Consider the following 12,150-nt stretch of genomic DNA (forward strand, 5'->3'; position numbering starts at 1 on the left):
TCCCTGTACGCGGTTTATGGACGGTCAGGCTGCACGCTTCAGCGGCAACTTGCCCAGCAGCGTGCGGGCGGCGGCCGCAGCGGACCTGGCGAGCCTGTTGGCATGGAAGACGGCGGGCCGCACCGGCACGACGAAGTCTCCCACCAGCTGGACCACTTCGCCGCCAAAGCCCTTCTTGAATTCGTAGCCGCCGTGGCCTTCCTCGTCCTGGCCGGAGATGCCGAAGGTGCCGTAGAAGTTGTACCGCGGGTATCCCTTCTCGAGGGCATGCAGCATCATTCCCCAGTACAGGGAGGTTGCGCCGTTGAAGTAGATGTAGTCCTGGACGGTGCCGCCGATGACGCACACCACCTCATCGCCGTAGCAAACGAAGTGGATGGCTGCCACGGTGGCCGTCCCCACGGAGTCGGGGAACCTTTCGATGTCCTTCAGGCTCCGCTCGTAGCTGTCCACCAGGTCCTGTACCACTTTGAGCCGGTTGGCCTTCTTTTTGCTGCCGGTCTCCTCCACCTCACGGCGGAGATCTGCTGCGGTGGCTGACTCCGTTTCCAGGCGCTCAGTGATGGATTTCCGGTAGGCCGGGATGTCGATCTTCGCCATCATCAGCTTGGTGAATTCCGGGGTGGTGGTCCGGAGCAGGTGTTCGTAGTAGGCGCGTTCGCGGTAGACGAATCCTTTTTCGTCACCGGCCCGGCTCAGGGCCCCGTAGAAGTCGTCCAGGGTGTCCAGGGTGGCCTGTTCCAGGAAGACGCCGTTCTTTTCCGCTTTGCGGATGGCTTTGCGCGTCCGGTAGCTGGTGCTCATGATCAGTTCTTCGGCGTCCTGGATGCCCACCAGGTTCTTGATGAACATCCAGTTGACGTTGACGAAGTTCATGTCCAGGCCCTGGTGCTTGAACCCCAGCCGTTCCAGGTCGGCCACCAGGGGCCGGTTGTCCTCGACGTCGGGGTGCTCGGCGCCGTCGGCGTCCCGGGCGATGTACCTGACGTTCGGCGAGATCCGCAGTTCAGCGGCTTTGCGGCCTGCCGCGTGCTTGCGGAGAAGCTCGACGACGGCGCCCACCAGGTTCCGGTCCGTGTAGTCCATAAGGGGGCCCTTGGCGCATTCACAGACGGTGTAGCCGAGGCGGTTTGTGGTGTAGTTGAGCTTTCCTGCCGCCACGAGTTCCCCATTGCGCCGGACTCCGAAGAGTTCCACCTGCTGGCCGCGTGCTCGCTGGAAACGGGCAAAATCAATGGACTGCAGGAAACTGTTCTGCGGGTGCTTCAGGGCGAAGGCCTCAAAGTCGGCGTCGCTGAGGTTGGCGTATTCAAGCCCGGTAGCGGCGGAAACTGGATTCAAGGGGTGACCTTCTTCTGGACTCTTCGCGGCCTGGTGGGCGCGCGATGGGCGGGCGGTGTTCGGGGCGGCCGGCACGCGGGCGTGCTGGTCCGGCGGGGGTCGCGGGAGCTTTGCGGGTCTGGCGGCTGCAGGTCAGTAGAACTGCTGGCCGGTCCGTGCGGTTTCAATCCGGCGGAAGATCTTTTCGCCGCCTTTGACCCAAAGCCGGTGCCGCAGCGGGGACAGGACGTAGTCGTGGCAGCCCACGAAGTCGGTCACTGTCTTGGTGAAGCTGGTCTTGAACATGCCCATTCCGTAAAGGTTGTGGGTCTTGTCCTTGATGCGCGCAGCTGGAGGCGTGCCGCAGAAGTCGTACTCGGTGCAGCCGAGTTCCTGCATCCGGCGGATGGCCGCCCATTGGACCAGGTGCGAGTCACCGTACTGTTTGCGGTTCTGGGTGGAACCGCCGTCCTTGTAGGTTGCCTTGGCACCGTAGTTGATGACGAATGCGCCCACGCTGGGCTTTCCGTCCTCGTAGGTGAAGAAGAAGTTGCCCTGGCCGCGGTTGCTGAACTCATCCCAGAACTGTGCGTAGTAATCGTAGCTCCGCAGGGGCATGGATCCCTTGGCGCTGACGGTGTTGACCATCAGGTCGTACAGGGCGCGGTAGGTTTCAGGTCCGGGTTCCTGCCGGACCACCTGGCAGCCTTCGCGTTCGGCACGCCGGATGGCATTGCGGGCGCGCGAGGAGATGGCTTTGAATACTGCCTCTTCGGAGCCGGAGATATCCAGCAGGGCGGTGGAGTCGTTGGACTGGATATTGGGCGCTTTCACCAGGTTGGCCGCGCGCAGTTCCTTCTGCACCTCGTCGGAGTCGATAATGTCCGGTTCCACTTTGATGTTGAAGACATTCAGCTTCCTGCCGCGGACAAACGCGGCAACGGATTCAAGGACGGGGCCGACGTCCGCTGCATCGGCCAGGTCGGGGCCCTTGATCAGGTACCACAACCGTCCCAGGACGGGGAAGCTCTTCTCCAGCACCAGGTTGTAGCTGGAGTTTCCGGGGCTTTCCAGCACCAGGAACCGGACTTTCCAGCCGCTTCCGTTCTTGACCGATGCATAGGCGGCGGACTGCAGCATATTGCCGCCGTTCGGATTGGCCGTGACGTGCTTGTCCCAGTTTTCAATTTCCTCGGCGGTGGCAAAACGTGCGGTGAATTGTCGCAAGGGGGCCTTGTCCAATCGGGTCTGTGCGCGGTTTCGGTAGTTCTGGGTGCGTGCGGACATGCAGCCTCAAGTCTAAAGCCTGATGTGCTTACGGCTTTTCGCCGCCTTGCAGGGCATGCGGGCCAGCGGGGTTCAGGATGCCCGCTTGACGCCGCTGTTGGCGGTCAACAAGGGTGTAGGCATGAGGCCGGATGGGGAAGAGACTACAGCCCGCACGGGGAGCGACGGACAGCCCTACAGCGCCGGGGTGCAGGTGGCCGCGCTTATCGGATTCCTGGTGGCGTCACTGTTGGTGGCGGCGCTGGGCGGCCTGGCCTCGGCGGCCAATGTCTCCGGCTGGTACGCCACCGCTGACAAGGCGCCCTGGTCCCCGCCCAACGGCGTGTTTGGTCCCGTCTGGACCGTCCTCTATGCGGCAATGGCTGTCGCAGCGTGGCTGGTCTGGCGCCGGCGGACCAGCAGGACACGTCCGGCAATGGCCGCCTACGCCGTCCAGCTGGTCCTCAATCTTGCCTGGACCCCCGCGTTTTTCGCCCTTTACCCCGCCCTTGGCACGCCGGCCCTGTGGCTGGGGCTGGCCATCATCCTTGCCCTGATCGCCGCCGTCGCAGTAACCGTTGTGTATTTTGGTCCCATCAGCCGCACGGCCGGGCTGCTCCTGCTGCCCTACGTGTCATGGCTGGTGTTTGCGGCCAGCCTGAACTGGTGGGCCGCGGCGCATAACTAAGCGATGGTCTCCGCGTGGCCTGTGGCGTCGCGTTGCCAGGTGGGGATCAGCATTCGACGACGTTGACGGCGAGGCCGCCCATGGCGGTTTCTTTGTATTTGGAGGACATGTCCTTGCCGGTTTCGCGCATGGTGATGATGACTTCGTCCAGGGACACGCGGTGGGTGCCGTCGCCCCAGAGCGCCATTTTCGCGGCGTTGATCGCTTTCGCGGCCGCGATCGCGTTCCGTTCGATGCAGGGGACCTGGACCAGCCCGCCGATCGGGTCACAGGTCAGGCCCAGGTTGTGTTCCATCGCGATTTCCGCGGCGTTCTCCACCTGCGCCGGGGTCCCGCCCATGACCTCGGCCAGGCCCGCGGCCGCCATCGAGGACGCCGACCCCACCTCGCCCTGGCAGCCGACCTCGGCCCCGGAGATCGAGGCCTGTTCCTTGTACAGCACCCCCACCGCGCCCGCGGCCAGCAGGAACCGCACCACCACCGCGTCCCGGTCCTCCTGGGTGGCCTTGTCCATGCCCGGGGCGAAATGCAGGGCGTAGAACAGCACCGCGGGGATGATCCCGGCCGCCCCGTTCGTCGGGGCGGTGACCACCCGCCCGCCGGAGGCGTTCTCCTCATTCACCGCCAACGCCACCAAATTAACCCACTCCTGCCAATACCTGGCATCGAACGGGCCCGCGTCCCACGCCGCATCCGTCTCCTCGACCGGGGCGCCCGCGGATTCCTTCTTCAACCGGTCGTACCAGTCAGGGGCGCGGCGGCGGACCTTCAACCCGCCCGGCAGCACCCCTTCCCGCCTCAACGAGGCGGCCACGCAGCCCTCCATCACCGACCAGATCTGCAGCAGCCCCGCCCGGATCTGCTCCTCGTCCCGGGAGACTTTTTCGTTCACGAGCATCACATCGGCGATGCCCAACCCGGTCACCGCGCAGTGCCCCAGCAACTCCGCCGCGGTCCGGAACGGCAGCGGCAGTTCCTGTTTGGACGCGTCCAGTTCCTGCTGCGCCGCGTCCTCCTCGCCCTCCCGGACGATGAACCCGCCACCCACCGAGAAAAACGTCGCCGAATGCAGCACCCCACCGGCCGCATCAGTGACCGTGAACGTCATCCCGTTCGTGTGCCGCGGCAACACCGTCAACGGCCGCAGCACCATATCCTTCACCCCGTACGGCAAGGCCACAGCACCGGCCAGGTTCAGGACCCCGGTCTCCGCGATCGAGGCCAGCCGCTCCTCCACCTCGGCGGGCAGGATCAACTCCGGATGGAACCCCTCCAACCCCAACAAAACGGCGGTCATCGTCCCATGCCCATGACCCGTCGCCGCCAACGACCCATACAAATCAACCCGCAACCCCGTCACATCACCCAGGACACCCAGGCCCTTGAGCTCCTCAGCGAACACCGCAGCAGCCCGCATCGGCCCCACAGTATGCGAAGACGAAGGCCCAATCCCGATCGAAAACAGGTCAAAGACACCAACAGCCATAACGGGGTATTTCCTAACTAAATCTGGTTCGGTTGCCGCTCAACCCACTTCCTGTACGTCCTGTCAGCCTCGACACACCGGTCCATGCGCACCAGGGGCCGGCAGAGCCGGACCCGAAGCCCGGCCACGGTGCGGTACAGGGCTTACTTTTGGCGTTTGTAGAACGGGAGGTCGACGACTTCGAATGGCTCCGCCTTGCCACGGAGGTCCACGTCGAGGGCGGTGCCGGGTGCCGAGTATTCGACGTCGACGTAGGCCATGGCGATGGGGTAGCCAAGGGTGGGCGACGGCTGGCCGGAGGTGACTTCGCCAACCGTGGCGCCGTCCTTGAGGACGGGGTAGTGCGCGCGTCCGGCGCGGCGGCCCTGGCCTTTGAGCCCCACGAGGCGGCGGCCGGAGGCGCTGCCGGCTCCGGCTTCCTTTTTGGCGGCCAGGGCGGCTTTGCCGACGAAGTCGCCTTCCTTGGAAAGCGCGACGACGGGGCCGAGGCCGGCGGCGAACGGGTCGCCCTGCAGCGACAGTTCGTTGCCGTACAGGGGCATTCCCGCTTCGAGGCGCAGGGAGTCACGGGAGGCGAGGCCTGCCGGGGTCAGTTCCCTGTCGTCGGCGACGGCGATCAGTGACTGCCACAGCGCGGGGGCATCGTCGTTGCCCACGAAGATTTCGAACCCGTCCTCACCCGTGTACCCGGTGCGGGCAAGCAGGAGTTCCTTTCCGGCGCCGCCTACCAGGAGGGGCACGCTGACGGCGGCGTAGTACTTCAGCTCAGTGACCAGTGCGTGCTGCGCGGCCGGGACCAGGCGCAGCAGGAGTTCCTGGGCCTTGGGGCCCTGGACGGCGATCAGCGACGTGCGGGCTGAGGCATCCTCCACTACAACATCGAACCCGGCGGCCCGTTCCTGCAGGGCAGCGGCCACCACGGTGGCATTGCCCGCGTTGGGGACCACCAGGAAGACGTCGGTGCCGTCCTGCGCGGCAGGGCGTCGGTAGGTGATGAGGTCGTCGATGATGCCGCCGTCCTCGTTGCAGATCAGCGAGTACTTGGCCTTGCCCACGGCCATCGCGGAGATCTTTCCCACCAGGGCGTAGTCCAGGAAGGCTGCGGCATCCGGGCCGGTCACCCAGACCTCGCCCATGTGGGAAAGGTCGAACAGGCCGGCAGCCTTGCGGACGGCGTGGTGTTCAGCAAGCTCCGAGCTGTACTTCAGCGGCATCTGCCACCCGCCGAAGTCCGTGAAGGAAGCTCCAAGCTTCTTGTGCTCGTCGTAAAGCGCGGTGTATTTCTCGGTCATGGCGCCGGTCCTTAGTTTTCGAAGTCTTCCAGCGGCGGGCAGGAGCAGATCAGGTTCCGGTCCCCGGCGGCGCCGTCGATCCTGCCCACGGGCGGGAAGTACTTGTCCTGCTTGTGGTGGGCAGGGAAGGCCGCCTGCTCGCGGGGGTAGGCGCGGTCCCAGTCAGAGCTGACGACGGCGGCCGCCGTGTGCGGTGCGCGGCGCAGCGGTGAGTCCGCCACGGCAAAGTCGCCATTGGCCACCTGGTCGATTTCCTTGCGGATGCTGATCATGGCCTCGATGAAGCGGTCGATCTCCGCCAGGTCCTCGGACTCGGTGGGCTCCACCATCAGCGTGCCCGCCACCGGGAAGGACAGGGTGGGGGCGTGGAAACCGAAGTCGATCAGCCGCTTGGCAACATCCTCTGCGGTCACCCCCGTCTTCGCCGTGAGTTCGCGCAGGTCCAGGATGCACTCGTGCGCCACCAGCCCGCCTTCACCGGTGTACAGGACCGGGAAGTACTCGTTCAGGCGGGACGCGACGTAGTTGGCCGCCAGCAGCGCGGACTTGGTGGCCTCGGTCAGGCCCTCACCGCCCATCAGCTTCACGTACGCCCACGAAATCGGCAGCACGCCGGCCGAACCGAACCGGGACGCCGAGATCGCCACACCGTGCCCGGCTTCGTGCGCCGCCTTGTTCGCGTCGCCCGGCATGAACGGTGCCAGGTGCGCCTTGGCGGCAACGGGCCCGACGCCGGGTCCCCCGCCGCCGTGCGGGATGCAGAAGGTCTTGTGCAGGTTCAGGTGGGACACGTCCCCGCCGAACTGACCCGGCTGGGCCAGCCCTACCAGGGCGTTCAGGTTGGCGCCGTCGATGTAGACCTGTCCCCCGGCAGCATGCACGGCATCGCAGACTTCACGGACGTCCCCGTCATACACCCCATGCGTGGACGGGTAGGTGATCATGATGCAGGACAGGACATGCTTGTGGGCCTCGATCTTGGCCGTCAGGTCATCGTGGTCAATAGTGCCGTCAGAAGCTGTGGCCACGACGACGACCTTCATCCCGGCGAGCACTGCGGACGCGGCATTGGTGCCGTGGGCTGATGCCGGAATCAGGCAGACGTTGCGCTGCTGGTCGCCGCGGGAGTGGTGGTAACCGCGGATCGCCAGCAGGCCCGCCAGCTCGCCCTGCGAGCCCGCGTTGGGCTGGATGGACACCTGGTCATACCCGGTGATCTCGGCGAGGTCCGCTTCCAGGCCGGCGATGAGTTCGCGCCAGCCTTCGGTCTGGGAGTCCGGGGCGAACGGGTGGATCGAGGCAAACTCCGGCCAGGAAATGGCTTCCATCTCGGCCGTGGCGTTCAGCTTCATGGTGCATGAACCCAGCGGGATCATGGTGCGGTCCAGCGCCAGGTCGCGGTCCGAGAGCTTGCGGATGTAACGCAGCAGCTGGGTTTCAGACCGGTGCGTGTTGAAGACCGGGTGCTGCAGGTAGTCGGAGGAACGCTCGACGGCGGCCTCCAGCCCAAAGCCCTGGCCCTCGCCCTGGACCTCGGCAACCGTGGCGCCAAAGACGTCGGCAACCTGGGCGACGATGGCCACCGTCGTGGTTTCATCGAGGGCGATGCCTACGGTGTCGGCGTCGACGCTGCGCAGGTTGATGCCCCGCGCCTCGGCGTCGGCGATGATGCCAGCAGCCCGTCCGGGGACCCGGACCGTAAGGGTGTCGAAGAAGCTCGTGTGCAGCACCTCGACGCCGGCGGCCGCAAGCGAGGCCGCCAGGCTACGGGCGTGGCGGTGCGCCGTTTGGGCAATCGCCTTCAGGCCGTCGGGGCCGTGGTAAACGGCGTACATGGACGCAACGATGGCCAGCAGCGCCTGGGCGGTGCAGATGTTGGACGTGGCCTTCTCGCGGCGGATGTGCTGCTCGCGGGTCTGCAGTGCCAACCGGTAGGCAGGCGTGCCGGCGTCGTCCTTTGACACCCCAACCAGGCGACCAGGCAAGGAACGCTCCAGGCCTTTGCGGACAGCCATGTAGGCGGCATGGGGGCCGCCGAAGAACAGCGGCACGCCAAAACGCTGGGCTGAGCCGACGGCAATGTCCGCGCCCTGCTCGCCCGGAGGGGTGATCAGTGTCAGGGCCAGCAGGTCCGCAGCCACGGTGACCAGCGCGCCCCGGTCCTTCGCTGCAGAGATCACGGCGGACTGGTCCCACACGCGGCCGGAAGCGCCGGGCTGCTGCAGCACGATCCCGTTGATGTCGCCCTCGGGCAGGCCCTTGGACAGGTCGGCGACCTCCACCTCGAAGCCGAGCGCCTCCGCACGGCCCAGCACGATGGCGATGGTCTGCGGCAGCACGTCGATGTCCAGGACGGTTTTGCCGTCTGCCGCGGGCTTGGACTTGTTGGCGCGGCGCATCAGCAGCACGGCCTCGGCCACCGCCGTTGCTTCATCCAGCAGCGAAGCGTTGGCGATGGGCAGGCCCACAAGGTCCTGCACCATGGTCTGGAAGTTCAGCAGCGCCTCAAGCCGGCCCTGGGAAATCTCCGGCTGGTAGGGCGTGTAGGCGGTGTACCAGGCCGGGGATTCCAGGATGTTGCGGCGGATCACCGGCGGAGTCACGGTGTCGTAGTAGCCCTGGCCGATCAGCTGCACCGCCGTCTTGTTCTTGGCGGCAAGCTTCCGCAGTTCCGTGAGGACTTCAACCTCACTGAGGGCGTCCTGCAGGCGAAGGGCGGTGTCTTGGCGGATGACCTTGGGAACCGCGGTGTCCACAAGGGAATCGACCGAGTCGTAGCCCACGGCTTTGAGCATGGTGTCGACGTCGGCCTGGCGGCGCGCGCCGATATGGCGGTCTACGAAAGTGGTGGAGGCTGGGGTAACCGACACGAAGGAACTCCATTTACTCAGGCGGCGAAGGGTACGCCACAGCTATTCGGGTTCCTCCCCGCTCTGTATTGGACCTGAGAGTTTCCGCGTTCCCTGCCTGGGCAGGACCCGCTTGCCCCGTCGGTGAGCACAACAGTCCCTACCTCTCCAAAAGAGAATAAGACTGCCTGCTGCTTTCCAGAGGTGCCTCGCCGCGGCGGTACGGGGGCCTGCGAGATTCCTGGGGAGGATTTGCTCCTACGGCGCCTGCCTGTACTTCCGGCAGAACTCTCCCGCCGCAGATCAAAGGCTATTCATTTGTTGGATCATGAAGGCCGGTGACAGCCCTCACAACTTTCTATTGTCCTACGCGGCAACCCCTCCCGGCAAATGACGGAGCTACCTGCGGAGCCGTTCCAGCGCGGCCAGGAGTTCCTCCACGTCAGCGGCCGCTCCCCCGGCCGGCGCAGGGGCCACGGACAGCATGGCGTTGAAGTACAGGCCGTCCCCCATATAGAGGACTGCCTTGGCCAGCCCAGGTCCCACATCCGCAGCAATTTCGTCCAGCCAGCGCTGCTGGATGGCCGCGAAGCGGCGCCGCGTCTCCTCGTGCGCCACCTCTGCAAGCCGGGTGGCGGCCACGATGGCACGGTCCAAAGGGGTATCCGCCCAGACCGAGGAACGGATGAAGTAGGCCGCGGCACCTTCAGCTGCCGACGCCATGGCATCGGCATCCTCGCTCGCCAGGCCCTCCAGGCGGTCAAGCAACACGGCAATCAGGGCTTCCTTGTTGGGAAAGTGGTAGAGGAGGCCGCCTTTGGATACGCCGGCCTTGCGCGCCACGGCATCGAGGGTGGCCGCCCGCTCACCCACTTCAATCAGCAGGGACTCGAAGGCGTCAAGGACCGCGTCACGGGCAACAGGCTTTCGGGGCATGCCCTCCATCATGCCCTCCCCCGTGCAGGAATAAGGAAAACCATCGCATTTTTAAACTATACCGTCCGGACGGTATAGTTATCTCATGACCACTTCCATCGAGAGTTCGGCAACCGGGCAGGCAAGCAGCACTTCCGTGCGTCCTCCGCGGCGCGACTGGCTGGCGCTGGGGCTCCTGATGTTTCCCGTGCTGCTGGTGGCGGTGGACAACACCGCACTGACGTTCGCGCTGCCGGCCATCGCCCGGGCCCTGGAACCCACGGGCGTGCAGCTGCTGTGGATCGTTGACGCCTACCCCCTGGTGCTGGCCGGGCTGCTGGTATCAATGGGAAGCCTCGGCGACCGGATTGGGCGGCGGAGGCTGCTCATCCTTGGCAGCATCGGCTTTGCCGCGCTGTCCGTTGCGACGGCTTTTGCACCCGCGCCGGAATGGCTCATCGCCGGCCGCGCCGCCCTGGGATTCTTCGGCGCCATGCTGATGCCGTCCACCTTGTCGCTGATCCGCAACATTTTCCCCGAGCCCAATCGCCGCAGGCTGGCCGTCGCCATCTGGGCCGCCGGATTCTCCGGCGGCGCGGCCCTGGGTCCGATCTTCGGCGGCTGGCTGGTGGAGCACTTCTGGTGGGGTGCCGTCTTCCTGGTGGCGGTCCCCCTCATGCTCCCCCTGCTGGCGTTTGGACCGGCCCTCATCCCGGAATCGAAGGATCCGGCACCCGGCAAGGTGGACATCCCCAGCATCCTGCTCTCCATGCTGGTCATGGTGCCCGTTGTCTACGGGATCAAGGCAGTTGCCACCGAAGGTCCAGGGGCGGCAGGTCTGGGCGCCATCGCCTTCGGCCTGGCCATGGGGGCGGTGTTCGTGCAGCGGCAGCAGCGGCTGGCGCACCCCCTGCTGGACATGTCCCTGTTCCGGAACAGGGTGTTCAGCATGGCCATCAGCGCCAACATCCTTGCCCTGTTCTCCTTCAACGGCTTCATCCTGTTCCTCGCCCAGCACCTCCAACTCCTCGAGGGAATGACGCCGTCCGCAGCCGGCGTTGCCATGATCCCGGCACTGGCCGCCACGGTGGTGGCCGGCCTGGTGGTGGTGCCGCTGGTCCGCAAGGTCCGCCCGGGATACGTGGTGGCAGCGGGGTTGGCGTTCAGTGCCACCGGCTACACCATGGTGGCATTCGGGAACCACGACGGCGGCCCCTCGCTGCTGCTGGCAGCCCTGCTGGTCCTTGCTCTGGGCGTGGGTACGGCCGAAACCATCTCCAACGACCTCATCCTCGGGTCCGCGCCGCCGGAGAAGTCAGGCGCTGCCGCGGCAATCTCCGAGACCGGCTACGAGGTGGGGTCGCTGCTGGGCACGGCGGTACTGGGCTCCATCCTGACGGCGTCCTACCAGCAGAACCTGCGGCTGCCCGCAGGCCTTGACGGCATGCTGCCCGGCTCCTCCCTGCACAGCGCGAGGGAAACACTTGCCGGCGCAGTGGAAGCAGCAAACCTGCTGCCCGCTTCCCTGTCGGACACCGTCCGGGACGCTGCGGCGTCAGCGTTTGATTCCGGCGTGCACATCACTGCGGCAATTGGGCTGGTACTGATGGCGACGGCGGCAGTCCTCGCCGCCGTCGTGCTGCGGAAGGTGCCGAAAGCGGCCTGACCAAGCGAAACAAAAAGGGCGCCTGGTACCGGATCAATTCCGATACCAGGCGCCCAAAGGGTCCAGGCGGGTGGCTGCCGGCTACTTGGAGTCGGCGGCTGTGACCTTGGCGGTCGGCTTCATGTTTTCAGCCTGTACCATCCAGGCAAACTGCTCCAGCCGGGCAATGAACTCGTGCAGGAGGTCCGCGGAGGTGGGATCCTCCTCGTCCACCTCGTCATGGACTTTGCGCATGGTGCCCACGGCGGCTTCCATGGCGGCAACGATCCGCTCGATGGCATCCGTAGTGCTGATCAGCCCTTCAGGGAACTGGGCCAGGCTGGTGGTTTCGGCAACGGTGGAGCTGCGGCCGTCCGGGAGTGCATGCAGGGCGCGCATCCTTTCGGCTGTGTCGTCGGCGAACTGGCGGGCAGCGTCGACGATCTCATCAAGCTGCAGGTGCAGGTCGCGGAAGTTGGTGCCCACGATGTTCCAGTGCGCCTGCTTGCCCTGGACGTGCAGTTCGATCAGGTCGGCCAGGACAGCCTGCAGATTGTTGGTCAGTGTCGGTGAAGCTTTCATGCGTCCTCCTCAAGTGGTCCAATACGGCCGACGCTACCAGCCGAGCACCTAGCGGCGGCAGGGCTTTCGGCAATTTCTCAGTGAGCTTACTAATTTGGAAAGGAAGT

Annotated in this window: 9 protein-coding genes and 2 riboswitches; of the genes, 2 read left to right on the forward strand and 7 right to left on the reverse strand. The window is 65.6% G+C overall.

The genetic code is table 11. The annotated features are described in order from the left end of the window. Window positions 1-24: 24 nt before the first annotated feature. Both FB478_RS18675 and FB478_RS18680 read right to left on the reverse strand, forming a co-directional pair. Window positions 25-1,341: a peptidoglycan bridge formation glycyltransferase FemA/FemB family protein gene (locus FB478_RS18675; RefSeq protein ID WP_018769527.1), complete on the reverse strand. Its 1,317-nt coding sequence runs from the start codon at window positions 1,339-1,341 to the stop codon at window positions 25-27. A gap of 132 nt (window positions 1,342-1,473) precedes the next feature. Continuing rightward, window positions 1,474-2,607: a peptidoglycan bridge formation glycyltransferase FemA/FemB family protein gene (locus tag FB478_RS18680; RefSeq protein WP_144601297.1), complete on the reverse strand. Its 1,134-nt coding sequence runs from the start codon at window positions 2,605-2,607 to the stop codon at window positions 1,474-1,476. Window positions 2,608-2,728: 121 nt separating this feature from the next. On the opposite strand from FB478_RS18680, the gene FB478_RS18685 reads away from it, so the two are divergent. Beyond that, on the forward strand, window positions 2,729-3,274 hold the full coding sequence (locus FB478_RS18685; RefSeq protein WP_056389195.1) for a TspO/MBR family protein: 546 nt from the start codon (window positions 2,729-2,731) through the stop codon (window positions 3,272-3,274). A 46-nt stretch (window positions 3,275-3,320) separates the two neighbouring features. On the opposite strand, the gene FB478_RS18690 is transcribed toward FB478_RS18685, so the two are convergent. From FB478_RS18690 to FB478_RS18705, 4 genes are all read right to left on the reverse strand, one after another. After that, complete coding sequence (locus tag FB478_RS18690) at window positions 3,321-4,760, reverse strand: L-serine ammonia-lyase (protein ID WP_144601298.1); 1,440 nt, start codon at window positions 4,758-4,760, stop codon at window positions 3,321-3,323. A gap of 143 nt (window positions 4,761-4,903) precedes the next feature. Continuing rightward, window positions 4,904-6,052 (reverse strand): glycine cleavage system aminomethyltransferase GcvT, encoded by a 1,149-nt coding sequence (gcvT, locus tag FB478_RS18695; protein ID WP_056392130.1) that lies wholly within the window; start codon window positions 6,050-6,052, stop codon window positions 4,904-4,906. A gap of 11 nt (window positions 6,053-6,063) precedes the next feature. Beyond that, window positions 6,064-8,922, reverse strand: coding sequence for an aminomethyl-transferring glycine dehydrogenase (gcvP, locus tag FB478_RS18700; RefSeq protein WP_144601299.1), 2,859 nt, complete (start codon window positions 8,920-8,922; stop codon window positions 6,064-6,066). Between the two features lie 53 nt (window positions 8,923-8,975). Next, window positions 8,976-9,083: riboswitch (glycine riboswitch) on the reverse strand. Window positions 9,084-9,109: 26 nt separating this feature from the next. Beyond that, a riboswitch (glycine riboswitch) is annotated at window positions 9,110-9,207 on the reverse strand. A gap of 93 nt (window positions 9,208-9,300) precedes the next feature. Then, window positions 9,301-9,837, reverse strand: coding sequence for a TetR/AcrR family transcriptional regulator (locus tag FB478_RS18705; RefSeq protein WP_142068613.1), 537 nt, complete (start codon window positions 9,835-9,837; stop codon window positions 9,301-9,303). 85 nt (window positions 9,838-9,922) lie between these two features. Here FB478_RS18705 and FB478_RS18710 point away from each other — a divergent pair, with 85 nt between their 5' ends. Next, window positions 9,923-11,482 carry an MFS transporter gene (locus FB478_RS18710; RefSeq protein ID WP_144601300.1) on the forward strand — a complete coding sequence of 520 codons (1,560 nt, stop codon included), beginning with the start codon at window positions 9,923-9,925 and terminating at the stop codon, window positions 11,480-11,482. 81 nt (window positions 11,483-11,563) lie between these two features. Here the strand turns inward: FB478_RS18710 and FB478_RS18715 are convergent, their stop codons facing one another. Continuing rightward, complete coding sequence (locus FB478_RS18715; RefSeq protein WP_018772030.1) at window positions 11,564-12,043, reverse strand: Dps family protein; 480 nt, start codon at window positions 12,041-12,043, stop codon at window positions 11,564-11,566. Window positions 12,044-12,150 lie beyond the last annotated feature (107 nt).

Origin of the sequence: Arthrobacter sp. AG367 (genome assembly GCF_007828995.1) — a bacterium.
In the GTDB taxonomy this organism is placed as follows: Bacteria; Actinomycetota; Actinomycetes; order Actinomycetales; family Micrococcaceae; genus Arthrobacter.